The sequence below is a fragment of the Salmonella bongori NCTC 12419 genome (assembly GCF_000252995.1).
Taxonomy (GTDB): Bacteria; Pseudomonadota; Gammaproteobacteria; order Enterobacterales; family Enterobacteriaceae; genus Salmonella; species Salmonella bongori.
This window is the reverse complement of the sequence record NC_015761.1, coordinates 1,876,908-1,895,644: the sequence shown is the minus strand read 5'-3', so window position 1 is coordinate 1,895,644 and position 18,737 is coordinate 1,876,908. Positions and strand designations below refer to the sequence as shown.

Here is an 18,737-nt window from a genome sequence, read left to right as displayed (position 1 = left end):
ATTCGTAATGTATCGCGGTGGCCCGTAAGGGCGAGTCTCATGACTGAGATGCGTCACTCAACAGCCAATAGCGAGGCAGAGTGAAGAATAACGTGTACAAGCGCCCCGTTTCTGTCCTGGTGGTTATCTACGCGCAAGATACGAAACGGGTGCTAATGTTGCAGCGACGCGACGACCCGGATTTCTGGCAGTCGGTGACTGGCAGTATAGAAGAGGGGGAAACGGCGCTGCAGGCCGCTGTGCGTGAGGTTAAAGAAGAGGTCACGATTGATATTGCGGCAGAGCAATTGACCTTAATCGACTGCCAACGTACGGTGGATTTTGAGATTTTTTCTCATTTACGTCATCGCTATGCGCCGGGCGTTACGCACAATACAGAATCGTGGTTCTGTCTTGCGTTACCGCATGAACGTCGGGTGATATTCACTGAACATCTGACTTACCAGTGGCTTGATGCGCCTGCCGCGGCGGCGCTTACCAAGTCCTGGAGTAACCGCCAGGCGATTGAAGAGTTTGTCATTAACGTCGCCTGAAAGGCGCGCTTTTTTGAGGAAATATTTATGGCAGGTCATAGTAAATGGGCCAACACCAGACATCGTAAAGCTGCGCAGGATGCCAAGCGCGGTAAAATCTTCACTAAAATTATTCGTGAACTGGTAACGGCAGCTAAACTGGGCGGCGGCGATCCGGATGCCAACCCGCGCCTGCGCGCTGCCGTGGATAAAGCGCTGGCCAATAACATGACCCGCGACACACTGAACCGCGCCATCGCGCGTGGCGTAGGCGGCGATGATGATGCGGACATGGAAACCATCATTTATGAAGGCTACGGTCCTGGCGGCACGGCGATTATGATTGAGTGTTTGAGCGATAACCGCAACCGCACCGTAGCGGAAGTCCGCCATGCTTTCAGCAAATGCGGTGGTAATCTGGGTACGGATGGCTCGGTTGCTTATCTGTTCAGTAAAAAAGGCGTCATCTCCTTTGAGAAAGGCGATGAAGACACCATCATGGAAGCGGCTCTGGAAGCTGGCGCGGAAGACGTTGTAACCTATGATGATGGCGCGATTGATGTTTATACTGCCTGGGAAGAGATGGGCAAAGTGCGTGACGCGCTGGAAGCGGCAGGGCTGAAAGCGGACAGTGCAGAAGTATCTATGATTCCGTCAACCAAAGCGGATATGGATGCGGAAACCGCGCCGAAACTACTGCGTCTGATCGATATGCTGGAAGACTGCGACGATGTCCAGGAAGTCTACCATAACGGTGAGATCTCTGATGAGGTGGCGGCGACCCTGTAATGGCGCTGTTAAACGTCTGTGGGCAGGGGGAATAGCGTGTCGATTATTCTTGGTATTGACCCCGGCTCGCGCGTTACCGGTTATGGCGTTATCCGCCAGGTGGGCAGGCAACTGACCTATCTGGGCAGTGGATGTATTCGTACTAAAGTTGATGATTTGCCGTCTCGCCTGAAGCTCATCTACGCAGGCGTAACGGAAATCATCACGCAATTCCAGCCGGACTACTTTGCTATCGAACAGGTGTTTATGGCGAAGAATGCCGACTCGGCCCTAAAGCTGGGGCAGGCGCGCGGCGTGGCGATTGTGGCGGCGGTCAATCAGGAATTGCCGGTGTTTGAATACGCGGCGCGTCAGGTGAAGCAAACTGTCGTTGGTATTGGCAGCGCGGAAAAAAGCCAGGTGCAACACATGGTGCGTACCTTGTTAAAACTGCCAGCTAATCCGCAGGCGGATGCGGCAGATGCGCTGGCTATCGCCATTACGCATTGCCACGTCAGCCAGAATGCGATGCAAATGAGCGAGTCGCGACTGAATCTGGCTCGCGGAAGGTTACGTTAATAACAAATGAGGCTGGATATCTATCCAGCCTTTTTTTATGATACAGCTATATTTTTTCGGCCCCAACGCAGGAGCGTCATGTGATAGGCAGACTCAGAGGCATTATTCTCGAAAAACAACCTCCGCTGGTACTTCTGGAGGCGGGCGGCGTCGGCTATGAAGTGCATATGCCGATGACCTGCTTTTATGAGTTGCCGGAAGCGGGGCAGGAAACCATCGTCTTTACCCATTTTGTGGTGCGTGAAGATGCTCAGTTGCTTTATGGTTTCAACAACAAACAGGAACGTACCCTGTTTAAAGAATTGATTAAGACGAACGGCGTCGGACCGAAGCTGGCATTAGCCATCCTTTCCGGCATGTCGGCACAGCAGTTCGTTAACGCGGTTGAGCGCGAAGATCCTGCGGCGCTGGTGAAACTGCCAGGTATTGGCAAGAAAACCGCTGAGCGGTTGATTGTCGAAATGAAAGACCGCTTTAAGGGACTGCATGGCGATCTCTTTACGCCAGCGACCGATCTGGTACTGGCATCGCCAGCCAGTCCGGTAACGGAAGACGCTGAGCAGGAAGCGGTAGCTGCGCTGGTGGCGCTGGGTTATAAACCACAAGAAGCCAGCCGGATGATAAGTAAAATCGCCCGTCCGGACGCCAGCAGTGAAACACTGATTCGCGACGCGTTACGCGCTGCGTTATGAGGTTACGATGATAGAAGCAGATCGCCTGATTTCAGCAGGCGCCACTATCGCAGAAGAGGTTGCCGATCGCGCTATTCGCCCTAAGCTATTGGCGGAGTATATTGGTCAGCCGCAGGTGCGATCCCAGATGGAGATCTTTATTCAGGCGGCAAAACTGCGCGGGGACGCCTTAGATCACTTATTGATTTTTGGCCCTCCAGGGTTAGGTAAAACGACGCTGGCCAATATCGTAGCTAATGAAATGGGGGTCAACCTGCGCACCACTTCTGGCCCGGTGCTGGAGAAAGCCGGCGATTTGGCGGCTATGCTCACCAATCTTGAGCCGCACGATGTGCTGTTTATTGATGAGATACATCGGCTTTCGCCAGTGGTGGAAGAAGTGCTCTATCCGGCAATGGAAGATTACCAACTGGATATCATGATTGGCGAAGGACCCGCGGCGCGTTCGATTAAAATTGACCTGCCGCCGTTTACGCTCATTGGCGCGACGACGCGGGCGGGTTCGTTGACCTCGCCGCTACGTGACCGTTTTGGTATCGTGCAGCGTCTGGAATTCTATCAGGTGCCTGATCTGCAACACATCGTCGGGCGCAGCGCCCGGCATATGGGGCTTGAAATGAGTGATGATGGCGCGCTGGAAGTGGCGCGTCGGGCGCGTGGTACGCCGCGTATTGCCAACCGCTTGCTCAGACGCGTGCGTGATTTCGCCGAGGTGAAGCATGACGGCGCTATCTCCGCAGAAATTGCCGCACAGGCGCTGGATATGCTGAACGTCGATGCAGAAGGTTTTGACTATATGGATCGCAAGCTGCTGCTGGCGGTTATCGATAAATTCTTCGGTGGCCCGGTGGGACTGGATAACCTGGCAGCGGCGATTGGCGAAGAGCGTGAAACCATCGAAGATGTACTGGAGCCGTATCTGATTCAGCAGGGCTTTTTGCAGCGCACGCCGCGCGGAAGAATGGCGACAGTGCGTGCGTGGAACCACTTTGGTATTACGCCGCCGGAGATGCCTTAAGCTTGATTATGCCGGATGGCGGCTTCGCCTGCCCCGGCCTGCTTATCCCTGGGCATGATGGGCGTAGCGCCATACGGCAGCAAAGCATCAACTCGCCTGTTTTTTCATCATGCTAAAGATAAACAGTACGGCTGCGCATAATACCACTGATGGACCTGCTGGCGTATCATAGAACGCGGAAAAGGTGAGTCCGCCCGTTACCGCAAGCATCCCCACAATCACTGCGATGCCCGCCATCTGCTCCGGCGTACGCGCAAAGCGACGCGCGGTTGCAGCGGGAATAATCAGCAGCGACGTAATAATTAGCGCTCCGACAAACTTCATCGCGACGCCGATAGTTAACGCCGTTACCAGCATCAGTAATAATTTCACGCGCTGTAACTTCACGCCATCCACGAAGGCCAGATCCGGGCTGATGGTCATCGACAGCAAATTGCGCCACTGCCAGAAGAGAATGGCCAGCACAATAACGACGCCAGTGGCAATCGAAATAAGATCTTCAGGCGTGACGGCCAGCAAATCGCCGAACAGATAAGCCATTAAATCGACGCGAACATTAGACATCAGGCTGACGACCACCAGCCCTAAAGAGAGGGCACTGTGCGCCATAATGCCCAGCAAGGTATCAATCGCCAGATGAGGGCGTTTTTCCAGCCATACCAGCCCGGCGGCGAGCAGTAGCGTCACAGCGATAACCGCATAGAAAGGATTAACATCCAGCAAAAGGCTAAATGCCACGCCCAGCAGCGATGCATGAGCCAGCGTGTCGCCAAAATAAGACATTCGACGCCAGACCACGAATGAGCCCAGCGGACCTGCGGCGCAGGCCAGCATCATCCCGGCCAGCCAGCCAGGCAGTAATAGTTCAATCATAAGTGATCATTTCCCCGGCGCAGTACAATACGGCCCTGTAAATCGTGGCGATGATTATGGTGATGGCGATAAATACCCAACTGCTCTGCGCCGCGCGGGCCAAACATAGAAATAAACTCAGGGTGCATAGACACCACTTCCGGCGCGCCGGAACAACAAATATGATGATTCAGGCATAACACCTCATCCGTTTTTGCCATCACCAGGTGTAGATCATGCGATACCATCAGCACGGCGCAGTCAAGTTCGCGGCGCAGCTGATCGATAAGGTCATATAATGCGACCTGACCGTTGACATCCACGCCTTGTGTTGGCTCATCAAGTACCAGCAACTGCGGCCTGTTAAGCAGGGCGCGAGCCAGCAGTACGCGCTGCGTTTCACCGCCGGAGAGTTTTTGCATGGGCGCGTCAATAAGATGTCCGGCCTGGACACGTTTAAGCGCCGGGAGAATATCCGTTTTGTGTGTGTCGGGGCGTAAACGTAAAAATCGGTTTACCGTCAGCGGAAGCGTGGTATCGAGATAGAGCTTTTGCGGAACATAGCCGATACGAAGCTGTCCGTTGCGCTTGATCACCCCTTCATCAGGGGCTACCAGCCCTAAAACTACGCGCACAAGCGTTGACTTTCCCGCACCGTTAGGGCCGAGAAGCGTTAAAATTTTTCCGGGACTCAATTCAAGCGATACGTCAGAGAGGACGCGGCGTTGACCAAATGAGACCGAGACGTTTTCCAGGGAAACTAAACTTGTCATGTCAATTTTAGGCTTGCAGAAGTTATAGAATGTTATAATATCACATTTCACATATTCATTACGATGATTAGTCGCATTATGTTACAGAAAAATACGCTTCTTTTCGCAGCATTATCCGCCGCGCTTTGGGGGAGTGCAACCCAGGCCGCTGAGGCTGCTGTTGTCGCTTCGCTTAAACCGCTTGGATTTATCGCTTCCGCCATTGCCGACGGCGTTACCGATACGCAAGTATTACTCCCGGACGGGGCTTCCGAGCATGATTATTCATTGCGTCCATCAGACGTAAAACGCTTACAGGGCGCGGACTTAGTGGTTTGGGTTGGTCCGGAAATGGAAGCCTTTATGGAAAAGTCGGTCAGGAATATTCCTGGCAATAAACAGGTGACGATTGCGCAACTTAGCGATGTGAAACCGTTACTCATGAAGGGAGCGGATGATGATGAAGATGAACATGCATCCGCCCATGCTGGCGATGAAAAAGGTGATGCACATCACCATCATGGCGAATATAACATGCATCTTTGGCTTTCCCCAGAGATAGCGCGGGCTACAGCGGTTGCAATCCATGAAAAATTAGTGGAACTTATGCCGCAAAGTCGAGCTAAACTTGACGCCAACCTGAAAGATTTTGAGGCACAATTAGCCGCAACCGATAAACAGGTCGGTAACGAGCTCGCGCCGCTCAAGGGGAAAGGGTATTTCGTTTTTCATGACGCCTACGGTTACTACGAAAAACATTACGGACTCACCCCACTCGGTCACTTTACCGTGAACCCTGAGATACAACCTGGTGCGCAGCGTTTACATGAAATAAGAACACAGTTGGTTGAGCAAAAAGCAACCTGCGTTTTTGCTGAGCCACAGTTCAGGCCAGCGGTCGTGGAAGCCGTGGCGAGGGGAACAGGCGTTCGAATGGGAACGCTGGATCCCCTCGGGACGAACATTAAACTGGGTAAAACAAGCTATTCAGCGTTTTTAAGCCAATTAGCCAACCAGTATGCGAGCTGCCTGAAAGGAGATTAACGAGGAAGTGAATACGTGCAACAGATAGCCCGCTCTGTCGCCCTGGCATTTAATAATCTGCCCCGACCCCATCGCGTGATGCTGGGGTCACTTACCGTTCTGACACTGGCCGTCGCAGTATGGCGGCCATACGTTTACCACCCGGAATCCGCGCCAATCGTTAAAACTATTGAGCTGGAGAAAAACGAAATCCGTTCCCTCTTACCGGAGGCCAGTGAGCCTATCGATCAGGCCGCCCAGGAAGATGAAGCCATTCCTCAGGATGAACTGGATGATAAAACCGCAGGCGAGACGGGTGTCCATGAATACGTCGTCTCTACTGGCGATACATTAAGCAGCATTTTGAATCAGTATGGCATCGATATGGGCGATATTAGCCAGCTTGCCGCGTCTGATAAGGAACTGCGAAATCTGAAGATTGGTCAACAGCTTTCCTGGACGCTGACTGCCGATGGCGATTTACAGCGTCTGACGTGGGAAGTTTCTCGTCGTGAGACGCGTACCTACGATCGCACTGCAAACGGTTTCAAAATGAGCAGTGAAATGCAGCAGGGCGACTGGGTCAATAGCCTGATGAAAGGCACAGTGGGTGGTAGCTTTGTCGCCAGTGCGAAAGATGCCGGCTTGACCAGCGGCGAAATCAGCGCAGTAATAAAAGCGATGCAATGGCAGATGGATTTCCGCAAGCTGAAAAAGGGAGATGAATTTTCGGTCCTGATGTCGCGTGAGATGCTGGATGGCAAGCGCGAGCAGAGCCAACTGCTGGGTGTGCGTCTGCGTTCTGATGGTAAAGATTACTATGCCATTCGCGCCGCTGACGGTAAGTTCTATGACCGTAATGGTGTCGGCCTGGCAAAAGGTTTTTTGCGTTTTCCGACCGCAAAACAGTTCCGCATTTCATCCAACTTTAATCCGCGTCGTCTGAATCCGGTTACCGGACGCGTTGCCCCGCACCGGGGCGTTGACTTTGCGATGCCGCAGGGTACGCCTGTGCTATCAGTGGGGGATGGTGAAGTCGTGGTCGCTAAGCGTAGCGGTGCCGCCGGTTACTACATCGCCATTCGCCATGGACGCACCTACACCACACGTTATATGCATCTGCGTAAACTCCTGGTTAAGCCCGGGCAAAAAGTGAAACGTGGCGATCGTATTGCGCTTTCCGGTAATACCGGACGCTCAACGGGGCCGCATCTGCATTATGAAGTCTGGATCAACCAGCAGGCTGTGAACCCTTTAACCGCAAAACTGCCGCGTACGGAAGGGCTGACGGGCTCCGATCGTCGTGATTACCTGGCGCAAGTGAAGGAGGTTCTGCCGCAATTGCGCTTCGATTAACAAATATGCTGACAGAGCCGGTACGCCATGTGTGCCGGCTTTTTTATTTTGTGTGAGGCGCAGACGCCGCTACACTATTCACAGTTCCTTTTCGCGTCAGTAGACCCTGGAAAAGCATGGAAACCAAAAAAAATAATAGTGAGTATATTCCTGAATTTGAAAAATCCTTCCGCTATCCGCAGTATTGGGGCGCCTGGTTAGGCGCTGCGGCGATGGCGGGGGTGGCATTAACGCCAGCATCATTTCGTGACCCTTTCCTGGCGGTGCTGGGGCGTTTTGCCGGAAGGCTGGGAAAAAGCTCTCGTCGTCGGGCGCTGATCAACCTGTCATTGTGCTTTCCGCAACGTAGTGAAGCCGAACGTGAAGCGATTGTCGATGAGATGTTTGCTACTGCACCGCAGGCGATGGCAATGATGGCGGAGCTGGCGATGCGCGGCCCGGAAAAAATTCAGCAGCGCGTCGACTGGGAAGGGCTGGAAATCATTGAAGAGATGCGTCGTAACGACGAGAAAGTCATTTTCCTTGTGCCGCATGGTTGGGGCGTGGATATTCCAGCCATGCTGATGGCATCTCAGGGACAAAAAATGGCGGCGATGTTCCACAACCAGGGCAACCCGGTGTTTGACTATATCTGGAACACAGTACGTCGTCGTTTCGGTGGGCGTTTACATGCGCGTAATGACGGGATTAAACCCTTTATTCAGTCTGTTCGTCAGGGCTATTGGGGCTACTACCTGCCGGACCAGGATCACGGTCCGGAGCATAGTGAATTCGTCGATTTCTTCGCAACATACAAGGCAACGCTACCCGCCATTGGCCGCCTGATGAAAGTGTGTCGCGCACGCATCATACCGCTTTTCCCGGTTTATAATGGCAAAACGCACCGCCTGACCATCCAGATTCGCCCGCCGATGGACGATCTTCTCACCGCTGACGATCATACTATCGCCAGACGAATGAATGAGGAGGTTGAAATTTTTGTTGGCCCGCATCCGGAACAGTACACCTGGATTTTGAAGTTACTCAAGACCCGTAAGCCTGGCGAAATCCAGCCGTATAAGCGTAAGGATCTTTACCCCATTAAATAAATAAAGCCTCTCGAAAGAGAGGCTTTATGCTGACATCCCGGGAATGCCTGATGACGCTTATGCGTCTCAGGCGTTTGCGGGACTTACTCAACGGTCAAAATGCGCGTGGTATTGGTTGAACCTACGGTACTCATCACATCCCCCTGGGTCACGATAACCAGGTCGCCGGAAACCAGATACCCTTTATCTCGCAACAGGTTAACGGCTTCATGGGCTGCCACAACGCCATCCGCCGCACTGTCAAAATGCACCGGCGTCACCCCGCGATAAAGCGAGGTCAGATTCAGCGTACGCTCATGGCGGGACATGGCGAATATCGGCAGGCCGGAGCTGATACGGGATGTCATCAGCGCGGTACGGCCAGACTCTGTCATGGTGATGATAGCGGTAACCCCTTTCAGGTGGTTTGCCGCATACATCGCAGACATGGCAATGGCCTCTTCGACATTATCAAACTGCACATCAAGACGGTGTTTAGATACATTAATGCTGGGGATTTTTTCAGCGCCCAGGCAGACGCGCGCCATAGCGGCAACGGTTTCAGACGGATACTGACCGGCTGCGGTTTCGGCAGACAACATAACCGCATCAGTGCCATCCAGGACGGCGTTTGCTACGTCCATCACTTCCGCACGGGTCGGCATCGGGTTGGTGATCATTGACTCCATCATTTGGGTAGCGGTGATAACTGCGCGGTTCAACTGACGCGCACGACGAATCAGCGCTTTCTGGATACCGACCAGTTCTGGATCGCCGATTTCAACGCCCAGGTCTCCACGTGCGACCATCACGACATCAGATGCCAGAATGATATCGTCCATAGCGTCTTGATCGCACACCGCTTCGGCACGCTCGACCTTCGCAACAATTTTCGCATCGCAACCTGCATCACGCGCCAGGCGGCGTGCATAATTCAGATCTTCACCGCAGCGTGGGAAGGAAACAGCCAGATAGTCAACGCCAATCAGCGCAGCGGTCTTGATATCGGCTTTGTCTTTTTCGGTGAGCGCTTCAGCAGAAAGACCGCCGCCGAGCTTGTTGATACCTTTATTGTTAGACAGCGGGCCACCGACGGTGACTTCGGTAAATACTTTCATGCCCTGAACTTCAATGACTTTCAACTGCACGCGGCCGTCGTCAAGCAGCAGAATATCACCGGGAACGACATCTGCCGGCAGACCTTTGTAATCAATACCGACTTTTTCTTTATCGCCTTCGCCTTTACCCAGGTTAGCGTCTAACAGGAACTTGTCCCCAATGTTGAGGAACACTTTACCTTCTTTAAAGGTGGATACGCGAATTTTTGGCCCTTGCAGGTCGCCTAAAATAGCCACATGACGCCCCAGTCTGGCGGCAATCTCACGGACTTTATCAGCACGCATTTTATGATCTTCCGGCGAGCCGTGAGAGAAGTTCATACGTACAACGTTTGCGCCCGCGGCGATAACCTTCTCAAGGTTGTTATCGCGGTCAGTTGCCGGGCCTAACGTGGTAACGATTTTGGTTCTGCGAAGCCTTCTGGACATGTAATACTCCGTTGACTGAAACAACTTGGTGTTGCGTGAACATTGATCCGGTCGTTCTGAAACCTTGGCGGTATAAAATGAACGCACCCGGATGACGAAAAGGGTAGAACATTGTTATTGCTTTTAGTGGTCATCACTCCTGATGAGTCATTCTTTATCAAAACGCGATTCCTTGAGCGCTTCCTTGACACGCTTCAAGTTATCTCTGAATTTTGCCCCGCGACGCAATGTAAATCCCGTTGCCAGAACATCTATCACGGTCAGTTGAGCAAGTCGAGAGACCATGGGCATATAAATGTCGGTATCTTCCGGTACGTCAAGGGTAATTGCCAGCGTGGCCTCACGCGCCAACGGCGTTCCGGCGGAAGTTAAGGCGATTACCATCGCATCATTTTCTCGTGCCAACTGCGCCAGTTCTACCAGGCTTTTAGTTCTGCCAGTATGTGAAATGAGCACGACGACGTCATCATCGCTACAATTCATACAACTCATCCGTTGCAGAACGATATCATCGGAGTAAATCACCGGAACATTAAAGCGAAAAAACTTATTCATGGCGTCATGCGCAACTGCGGCGGAAGAGCCAAGACCGAAAAAAGCGATTTTTTTTGCCTGGGTCAGTAAATCTACCGCGCGGTTGACGGCTGATTTATCCAGCGACTGGCGAACATGGTCGAGACTGGCCATAGCGGACTCGAAGATTTTGCCAGTATAAGCCTCAACGCTGTCATCTTCATCCACATTGCGATTAACATACGGGGTACCATTTGCCAGACTTTGCGCCAGATGCAGTTTAAAATCAGGAAAACCGCGGGTAGTCATGCTGCGACAGAAACGGTTTACCGTCGGCTCGCTAACGTCTGCTTCCTGCGCAAGCATGGCAATGCTTAAATGAATCGCTCTGCCGGGGGCGGCCAGAATAACATCGGCGACTTTTCGCTCAGATTTGCTTAAATGTTCCAGTTGCAACTGGATTTTTTCCAGCATATTCATGGTTAGCAAGGCTCATGGGTGTTAGCGATTTCAATGATGCGAGAAACCGGGTGCGTTTTGTTAGATATTACCCCTGGTGACCGTGGAAGGGGGCAAAATGGTTAAAAAAGGTGTTGTTTTTTTTCATTACATGACCGATGTCGGATTTTAGGTTCTGGGTTGTGTGGAAAAGCGACAATTTTATTAGGCGTTTTGCCGATTATATTGCCAATCAAACGTCGGTTCATCGGTGAAAGGGCGTTTACGGTTTCCGTAATCTCGTAAAAGCAGTACAGTGCTGTGTAATAAAATTACAACTATACCCTGGCTAAAGTACCGGGAGATTAACTAAGGAGAATGACATGGCGGTAACGCAAACAGCCCAGGCATGTGACCTGGTCATTTTCGGCGCGAAAGGCGACCTGGCGCGCCGGAAACTGCTGCCTTCCCTGTATCAACTGGAGAAAGCCGGCCAGATCCACCCGGATACCCGTATTATCGGGGTGGGCCGCGCGGACTGGGACAAAGAAGCCTATACCCATGTCGTGCGTGAGGCGCTGGAAACCTTCATGAAGGAAAAAATCGATGAAGGCTTGTGGGATACGTTGAGTGGCCGGCTGGATTTTTGCAATCTTGACGTTAACGATACGCCTGCGTTTAGTCGTCTGGGCGATATGCTGGATCAAAAAAACCGTACCACTATTAACTATTTTGCGATGCCGCCCAGCACCTTCGGCGCTATTTGCAAAGGGTTAGGGGAAGCCAAACTTAACGCCAAACCTGCGCGCGTCGTGATGGAAAAACCATTGGGTACTTCGCTTGCGACCTCACGGGAGATTAACGATCGGGTCGGCGAATACTTCGAAGAGTGCCAGGTGTACCGTATCGATCACTATCTGGGCAAAGAAACGGTTCTGAACCTGCTGGCGCTGCGTTTTGCTAACGCGTTGTTCGTGAATAACTGGGATAACCGCACTATTGATCATGTGGAGATTACTGTAGCGGAAGAGGTGGGTATTGAAGGACGTTGGGGGTATTTCGACCAGGCCGGTCAGATGCGCGATATGATCCAGAATCACCTGCTGCAAATTTTGTGCATGATTGCCATGTCGCCGCCGTCAGATCTGAGCGCCGACAGTATTCGCGATGAAAAAGTAAAAGTACTGAAATCGCTACGCCGTATTGATCGCTCCAACGTGCGTGAAAAAACGGTTCGCGGTCAATACACCGCTGGTTTTGCGCAGGGTAAGAAAGTACCGGGCTACCTGGAAGAAGAGGGCGCGAATAAAAGCAGCAACACTGAGACTTTCGTGGCAATCCGTGTTGATATCGATAACTGGCGTTGGGCTGGCGTCCCGTTTTATCTGCGTACCGGTAAGCGCCTGCCGACTAAATGCTCTGAAGTGGTGGTGTATTTTAAAACGCCAGAACTGAACCTCTTTAAAGAATCCTGGCAAGATCTGCCGCAGAATAAGCTGACCATTCGTCTGCAGCCGGATGAGGGCGTGGATATCCAGGTGCTTAATAAAGTGCCAGGACTGGATCATAAGCACAACCTGCAAACGACCAAACTTGATCTGAGCTACTCCGAGACGTTCAATCAGACACATCTCGCGGACGCGTATGAGCGACTGTTGCTGGAGACGATGCGCGGCATTCAGGCGCTGTTTGTCCGCCGCGATGAAGTGGAAGAGGCGTGGAAGTGGGTTGACTCCATAACTGAAGCATGGGCGATGGACAACGATGCGCCAAAGCCGTACCAGGCGGGCACCTGGGGGCCGGTAGCTTCTGTGGCAATGATCACCCGTGATGGTCGTTCATGGAATGAGTTTGAGTAAATTTCAGTCTTATTCTGAGGTGTTATTTTACCGGTAACATGATCTGGCACAGATTGTAGAATCATTTTTGTCCTTTCAGGCCTCGTGTGGATTCACCCGCGAGGCTTTTTTTATTACACTGCCTGAAACGATTTTGCCCCATTAATGCTGGATGTCACGTATTTCAATGATTTATTGTATCGATGAAATATCTGTGCAATTCGGTAGCCGGACAGATAAATTTCAGGAGCCGCTATGAACTCTAATTTGTTACGCGTAACAAAGCGCATTATTGAACGCTCTCAACAGACCAGGACTACCTACCTCGCTCGTATTGAGCAGTCGAAAACCGCAACGGTTCACCGCTCACAGCTGGCTTGTGGCAACCTGGCGCATGGTTTCGCGGCCTGCCAGCCAGCGGACAAAGCCTCGCTGAAAAGTATGCTGCGCAATAATATCGCCATCATTACTGCCTATAATGACATGCTCTCTGCACATCAGCCGTATGAACATTATCCGGAGATTATTCGTCAGGCGCTGCACTCTGTGAATGCGGTAGGCCAGGTCGCAGGCGGCGTACCGGCAATGTGCGATGGTATCACGCAGGGGCAGGACGGTATGGAGCTATCTTTACTTAGCCGTGAAGTGATAGCGATGTCGGCAGCGGTTGGGCTTTCTCACAATATGTTTGACGGTGCGTTATTCCTTGGAGTATGTGACAAAATCGTCCCTGGACTGGTGATGGCTGCGCTCTCCTTTGGTCATTTACCCGCTATTTTTGTTCCCTCGGGCCCGATGGCCAGCGGCCTGCCAAATAAAGAAAAAGTCCGTATTCGCCAGCTGTATGCTGAAGGAAAAGTAGACAGAATGGCGCTGCTTGAGTCGGAGGCCGCCTCTTATCATGCGCCAGGCACCTGTACATTTTACGGTACTGCCAACACCAACCAGATGGTGGTGGAGTTTATGGGAATGCAATTGCCCGGCTCTTCGTTTGTGCATCCGGATGCGCCGCTACGCGAGGCGTTGACTGCCGCTGCCGCACGACAGGTTACCCGCCTTACCGGTAACGGTAACGCATGGATGCCGCTCGGTAAAATGATCGATGAAAAAGTTGTGGTGAACGGTATTGTCGCACTGCTGGCTACCGGCGGCTCCACGAACCACACCATGCATTTGGTCGCGATGGCGCGCGCGGCGGGAATTCTAATCAACTGGGATGACTTCTCGGATTTGTCGGAGGTCGTACCGCTGATGGCGCGCCTGTACCCGAACGGTCCGGCGGATATTAATCATTTCCAGGCCGCTGGTGGGGTGCCAGTCCTGATGCGCGAACTGCTCAACGCCGGATTGTTGCATGAAGATGTTAATACCGTCGCGGGTTTTGGTCTGAAACGCTATACGCTGGAACCCTGGCTCAACAACGGCGAGCTGGAGTGGCGCGAAGGCGCGGAAAGATCACTGGATAGCCAGGTGATTGCCACTTTTGATAAGCCGTTCTCGCATCATGGCGGTACAAAAGTGCTGAGTGGTAACCTGGGACGCGCCGTGATGAAAACATCTGCCGTGCCAGTGGAGAACCAGGTCATTGAAGCGCCAGCCGTGGTGTTTGAAAGCCAGCATGACGTTCTGCCAGCCTTTGAAGCGGGCTTACTGGACAAGGATTGTGTGGTAGTTGTGCGCCATCAGGGGCCAAAAGCGAACGGAATGCCAGAATTACATAAACTCATGCCGCCACTTGGTGTATTATTGGACCGCTGTTTCAAAATCGCGTTAGTGACTGATGGACGGCTTTCAGGTGCTTCGGGTAAAGTGCCTTCAGCTATCCACGTAACGCCGGAAGCCTACGATGGCGGCTTACTGGCAAAAGTGCGCGATGGCGACATCATTCGCGTGAATGGACAGACAGGTGAGTTAACTCTGCTGGTCGACGAGGCGGTACTTGCCGCTCGCCAGCCTCACATTCCGGATCTGAGTGCGTCACGCCTTGGAACGGGACGTGAATTGTTTGGCGCGTTGCGTGAAAATCTGTCGGGTGCGGAGCAGGGCGCAACCTGTATCACTTTTTAAGATGACACTTTTGTAATCAGGCGAGAGAAGAATTCCGATGAAAAACTGGAAAACAAGTGCAGAAGCAATCCTGACCACCGGTCCGGTTGTCCCGGTCATTGTAGTCAACAAACTGGAGCATGCGGTGCCGATGGCTAAAGCACTGGTGGCCGGCGGCGTTCGCGTCCTGGAAGTGACGTTACGCACAGCGTGCGCAATGGAGGCTATCCGCGCTATCGCTAAAGATGTACCCGATGCGATTGTCGGTGCAGGGACCGTCCTCAACCCGCAGCAACTGGCGGAGGTAACGGAAGCGGGCGCGCAGTTTGCGATTAGCCCGGGGTTGACTGAGCCACTATTGAAAGCGGCAACGGAAGGTACTATTCCATTGATTCCCGGTATCAGCACCGTTTCTGAACTGATGCTGGGTATGGACTATGGTCTGAAAGAATTCAAATTCTTCCCGGCGGAAGCGAATGGCGGTACTAAAGCGCTACAGGCGATTGCAGGTCCGTTCTCTCAGGTGCGCTTTTGTCCGACCGGCGGCATTTCTCCGGCAAACTATCGTGACTATCTGGCGCTGAAAAGTGTGCTGTGTATCGGCGGTTCCTGGCTGGTACCGGCTGATGCGCTGGAAGCCGGCGACTACGATCGCATCACCACACTGGCGCGTGAAGCAGTAGAAGGCGCGAAGCAGTAAAGAAAAGCCCGATATCGCTTATCGGGCAAAATCATAGAGCGGATGGCGGTGCAAGCGCCGCCATCCAGTTTTTTAGCCTGTAACCTTCACGAGTGTTGCGGCATTTTTTGCACGTTCAACAGCCCTATCAATATCTTCCGCCATCGCCAGCACGACGCCTAACCGACGGACGCCGTCGATTTCTGGCTTCCCAAACAAGCGTACCTGTTGTCCTGCCCCCATCGCAGCCTGCACATTATCAAACGTTACATTCTGGCTGGTTAGCTGCGGCAGAATCACCGCTGAAGCGGCGGGACCATACTGGCGTATAGCGCCTATTGGCAGCCCTAAAAAGGCGCGAACATGTAGCGCAAATTCAGAGAGATCCTGAGAAATTAATGTAACCATTCCCGTATCATGCGGGCGAGGGGAGACCTCGCTGAAAATAACCTCATCGCCACAGACGAAGAGTTCCACGCCAAACAGCCCATAGCCGCCTAGCGCCAGCACCACCGTACGGGCAATGTCTTGTGCTCGCGTTAGCGCCAGTTCGCTCATCTGCTGTGGCTGCCAGGATTCGCGATAATCGCCATCTTCCTGTCGGTGACCGACCGGAGCACAGAAATGAACGCCATCAATAGCGCTCACGGTGAGCAGCGTAATTTCAAAATCAAACTTGACCACGCCTTCCACAATGACGTGACCTGCGCCAGCACGCCCTCCCTGCTGTGCGTACTCCCATGCCTGCGTGATCTGGTCGGCTGAACGGATAAAACTCTGGCCTTTGCCGGAGGAACTCATTACCGGCTTAACAATACAAGGAAAACCCATTGCCGCGACCGCATCGTGAAAACTCGCCTCACTGTCGGCAAAACGGTATTCGGATGTCGGAAGGCCTAACTCCTCCGCGGCCAGGCGGCGAATTCCTTCGCGGTTCATCGTTAACTGCGTAGCACGCGCGCAGGGCACCACATTCAGCCCTTCGTCTTCCAGTTCACGCAGCGTATTGGTCGCGATCGCTTCTATTTCCGGCACGATATAGTGCGGTTTTTCCAGGGCAACCACCCGGCGTAGAGCGTCGCCGTCCAGCATATTAATGACGTGTGAACGGTGAGCCACATGCATAGCGGGAGCGTCAGGATAGCGATCGACGGCAATAACTTCGATCCCCAGTCGTTGGCATTCAATAGCGACCTCTTTTCCCAATTCCCCTGAACCTAATAACATCACCCGCGTTGCAGCCGGACGCAGCGCTGTGCCTAATAACGTCATATTTTTGTCCCCTGTTTTACCTGGGCGTAGTATAAACGAAAACGTTTGCGTGTGTCTTTTTGAATGCGTTGCTTTTTTTGTTGTTATGCAATATACTGTATATAAACACAGGTAAATAAGGGGCTGCACAATGGCGGTTGAGGTTAAATACGTAGTCATTCGCGAAGGTGAGGAGAAGATGTCTTTTACCAGTAAAAAGGAAGCCGATGCCTGGGACAAAATGCTCGACACTGCCGATCTTCTCGATACCTGGCTTGAACAGTCGCCAGTCGCGCTGGAAGATGGGCAGCGCGAAGCGCTGTCGCTATGGCTGGCGGAGCATAAAGAGGTGTTAAGTACGATCCTGAAAACCGGTAAGCTGCCGTCTCCACAGGTGGTTGAAAAAAGCGTCGTCAGTAAAACGAAAAAGCAAGCCGCCTGACCCACACTTGCGCTCCCGGCGTTTTGTACCATGCTTTTCCTGAACCATTGTGCTAAGGAGAAAAATATGAACAAAAGAGGAGCGTTGTTGAGCCTGCTGTTGTTATCTGCCAGCGTATCGGCGTTTGCGGCAGCTACGGAGAGTAAATCGGTTAAGTTTCCAACGTGCGAAGGGCTGGACGCCGACGGGATTGCGGCAAGCGTGAAGCGCGACTACCAGCAAAATCGTATTGTACGGTGGGCGGATGACCAAAAAAAGGTAGGGCAGGCTGACCCGGTAGCATGGGTCAATGTGAAGGAAGTTGCGGGTCAAAATGATAAATGGACTGTCCCGTTAACCGTCCGCGGTAAGAGTGCCGACATTCATTATCAGGTCATCGTTGACTGTAAAGCCGGTACGGCGGAATATCAGCCCCGCTAGCGGGGTAATTTGCGCTTCTTTTGCCGACATAGACAATTCCTGACATCCCCTCAGGTACGCTTGACCATTATTGGTCTGTATTTGAGGGGCACTATGGCTAATTGGTTGAACCAACTACAATCTCTTCTTGGACAAAAAGGCGCTTCCGGCTCATCTTCAGGTGAACAAGGCTTAAATAAACTGCTGGTTCCCGGCGCCCTGGGCGGTCTGGCGGGACTGCTGGTAGCAAATAAATCTTCACGTAAATTATTAACGAAATATGGTACCGGCGCTTTACTGGTAGGCGGTGGTGCCGTCGCCGGTTCTGTATTATGGAACAAGTACAAAGATAAAGTGCGCGCTGCGCATCAGGGAGAACCGCAATTCGGCGCGCACAGCACGCCGCTGGATGTGCGTACTGAGCGGCTTATTCTTGCTTTGGTTTTTGCGGCGAAAAGCGATGGACATATCGACGCCAAAGAACGCGCGGCAATTGAGCTCCAGTTGCGGGAAGCTGGCGTGGAAGAACAAGGGCGCGTGTTTATCGAGAAGGCTATTGAGCAGCCGCTTGATCCGCAACGTTTAGCACAGGGCATCCGCAATGAAGAAGAAGCCCTGGAAGTTTACTTCCTGAGTTGCGCCGCCATTGATATTGACCACTTTATGGAGCGTAGCTATTTGAATGCCTTAGGCGACGCGCTAAAAATTCCCCAGGATGTCCGGGAAGGCATCGAGCAGGATTTGCAGCAGCAAAAACAGGCGCTGCCAGGGTGATAACCTCTCATTAAATAACATGTTTCGCTTGCATCATGCGTGACTTTTGCCACCCTTATAGGATGGATACCTTACGTCATTCATGTTGCATGACAGCGGTAAGGCAGTGAAATCTCAAATGCTTACCGCTTTGAGCATCCGGGATAGCGATGCTTAGCCGCTGTGTTTGCCGCGTGAAATATGACAAATAT

At 52.5% G+C, this 18,737-nt stretch carries 19 protein-coding genes; 14 read left to right on the top strand and 5 right to left on the bottom strand.

Going from position 1 to position 18,737, the window contains the following annotated elements; genetic code table 11:
- Positions 1 to 80 precede the first annotated feature (80 nt).
- From nudB to ruvB, 5 genes are all read left to right on the top strand, one after another.
- Positions 81 to 533 (top strand): dihydroneopterin triphosphate diphosphatase, encoded by a 453-nt coding sequence (gene nudB, locus SBG_RS08940; RefSeq protein WP_000795078.1) that lies wholly within the window; start codon positions 81 to 83, stop codon positions 531 to 533.
- Positions 534 to 560: 27 nt separating this feature from the next.
- On the top strand, positions 561 to 1,301 hold the full coding sequence (locus tag SBG_RS08935; protein ID WP_000907238.1) for a YebC/PmpR family DNA-binding transcriptional regulator: 741 nt from the start codon (positions 561 to 563) through the stop codon (positions 1,299 to 1,301).
- Positions 1,302 to 1,337: 36 nt separating this feature from the next.
- Entirely contained in the window at positions 1,338 to 1,859 is a 522-nt protein-coding gene (ruvC, locus tag SBG_RS08930; RefSeq protein ID WP_000022514.1) for a crossover junction endodeoxyribonuclease RuvC, read from the top strand.
- Positions 1,860 to 1,939: 80 nt separating this feature from the next.
- Complete coding sequence (ruvA, locus tag SBG_RS08925) at positions 1,940 to 2,551, top strand: Holliday junction branch migration protein RuvA (RefSeq protein WP_000580340.1); 612 nt, start codon at positions 1,940 to 1,942, stop codon at positions 2,549 to 2,551.
- 7 nt (positions 2,552 to 2,558) lie between these two features.
- On the top strand, positions 2,559 to 3,569 hold the full coding sequence (gene ruvB / locus SBG_RS08920) for a Holliday junction branch migration DNA helicase RuvB (RefSeq protein ID WP_000568509.1): 1,011 nt from the start codon (positions 2,559 to 2,561) through the stop codon (positions 3,567 to 3,569).
- 87 nt (positions 3,570 to 3,656) lie between these two features.
- Here ruvB and znuB read toward each other — a convergent pair whose 3' ends face one another.
- Both znuB and znuC read right to left on the bottom strand, forming a co-directional pair.
- Entirely contained in the window at positions 3,657 to 4,442 is a 786-nt protein-coding gene (gene znuB, locus SBG_RS08915; RefSeq protein WP_000571520.1) for a zinc ABC transporter permease subunit ZnuB, read from the bottom strand.
- The gene (gene znuC / locus SBG_RS08910) at positions 4,439 to 5,194 is read right to left on the bottom strand and encodes a zinc ABC transporter ATP-binding protein ZnuC (RefSeq protein ID WP_000203016.1); all 756 of its coding nucleotides are present in this window, start codon (positions 5,192 to 5,194) and stop codon (positions 4,439 to 4,441) included. The genes znuB and znuC overlap by 4 nt, the downstream gene beginning before the upstream one ends.
- Before the next feature lie 78 nt (positions 5,195 to 5,272).
- Between znuC and znuA the strand changes: the two genes are divergently transcribed.
- The 3 genes from znuA (at position 5,273) to lpxM (ending at position 8,640) form a co-directional block, all read left to right on the top strand.
- The gene (gene znuA, locus SBG_RS08905; protein WP_000939602.1) at positions 5,273 to 6,217 is read left to right on the top strand and encodes a zinc ABC transporter substrate-binding protein ZnuA; all 945 of its coding nucleotides are present in this window, start codon (positions 5,273 to 5,275) and stop codon (positions 6,215 to 6,217) included.
- Positions 6,218 to 6,232: 15 nt separating this feature from the next.
- Positions 6,233 to 7,552, top strand: coding sequence for a murein DD-endopeptidase MepM (mepM, locus tag SBG_RS08900; RefSeq protein ID WP_001184025.1), 1,320 nt, complete (start codon positions 6,233 to 6,235; stop codon positions 7,550 to 7,552).
- A gap of 116 nt (positions 7,553 to 7,668) precedes the next feature.
- Entirely contained in the window at positions 7,669 to 8,640 is a 972-nt protein-coding gene (gene lpxM / locus SBG_RS08895) for a lauroyl-Kdo(2)-lipid IV(A) myristoyltransferase (RefSeq protein WP_000448402.1), read from the top strand.
- Between the two features lie 83 nt (positions 8,641 to 8,723).
- Here lpxM and pyk read toward each other — a convergent pair whose 3' ends face one another.
- Complete coding sequence (pyk, locus tag SBG_RS08890; protein WP_000091174.1) at positions 8,724 to 10,166, bottom strand: pyruvate kinase; 1,443 nt, start codon at positions 10,164 to 10,166, stop codon at positions 8,724 to 8,726.
- A 147-nt stretch (positions 10,167 to 10,313) separates the two neighbouring features.
- Positions 10,314 to 11,159 (bottom strand): MurR/RpiR family transcriptional regulator, encoded by an 846-nt coding sequence (locus SBG_RS08885; protein ID WP_001056683.1) that lies wholly within the window; start codon positions 11,157 to 11,159, stop codon positions 10,314 to 10,316.
- 341 nt (positions 11,160 to 11,500) lie between these two features.
- Between SBG_RS08885 and zwf the strand changes: the two genes are divergently transcribed.
- The 3 genes from zwf (at position 11,501) to kdgA (ending at position 15,701) form a co-directional block, all read left to right on the top strand.
- Positions 11,501 to 12,976 carry a glucose-6-phosphate dehydrogenase gene (gene zwf / locus SBG_RS08880; RefSeq protein ID WP_000301707.1) on the top strand — a complete coding sequence of 492 codons (1,476 nt, stop codon included), beginning with the start codon at positions 11,501 to 11,503 and terminating at the stop codon, positions 12,974 to 12,976.
- Positions 12,977 to 13,210: 234 nt separating this feature from the next.
- The gene (edd, locus tag SBG_RS08875) at positions 13,211 to 15,022 is read left to right on the top strand and encodes a phosphogluconate dehydratase (RefSeq protein WP_001087636.1); all 1,812 of its coding nucleotides are present in this window, start codon (positions 13,211 to 13,213) and stop codon (positions 15,020 to 15,022) included.
- A gap of 37 nt (positions 15,023 to 15,059) precedes the next feature.
- Positions 15,060 to 15,701, top strand: a complete 642-nt coding sequence (gene kdgA / locus SBG_RS08870; protein WP_000800498.1) for a bifunctional 4-hydroxy-2-oxoglutarate aldolase/2-dehydro-3-deoxy-phosphogluconate aldolase — start codon at positions 15,060 to 15,062, stop codon at positions 15,699 to 15,701.
- 72 nt (positions 15,702 to 15,773) lie between these two features.
- Here the strand turns inward: kdgA and purT are convergent, their stop codons facing one another.
- Positions 15,774 to 16,952, bottom strand: a complete 1,179-nt coding sequence (gene purT / locus SBG_RS08865) for a formate-dependent phosphoribosylglycinamide formyltransferase (RefSeq protein WP_000173442.1) — start codon at positions 16,950 to 16,952, stop codon at positions 15,774 to 15,776.
- 130 nt (positions 16,953 to 17,082) lie between these two features.
- Between purT and yebG the strand changes: the two genes are divergently transcribed.
- The 3 genes from yebG (at position 17,083) to SBG_RS08850 (ending at position 18,546) form a co-directional block, all read left to right on the top strand.
- Complete coding sequence (gene yebG, locus SBG_RS08860) at positions 17,083 to 17,373, top strand: DNA damage-inducible protein YebG (RefSeq protein ID WP_000257721.1); 291 nt, start codon at positions 17,083 to 17,085, stop codon at positions 17,371 to 17,373.
- A 66-nt stretch (positions 17,374 to 17,439) separates the two neighbouring features.
- Entirely contained in the window at positions 17,440 to 17,793 is a 354-nt protein-coding gene (gene yebF, locus SBG_RS08855; protein ID WP_001042121.1) for a protein YebF, read from the top strand.
- Positions 17,794 to 17,886: 93 nt separating this feature from the next.
- On the top strand, positions 17,887 to 18,546 hold the full coding sequence (locus SBG_RS08850) for a tellurite resistance TerB family protein (RefSeq protein ID WP_000024717.1): 660 nt from the start codon (positions 17,887 to 17,889) through the stop codon (positions 18,544 to 18,546).
- Positions 18,547 to 18,737 lie beyond the last annotated feature (191 nt).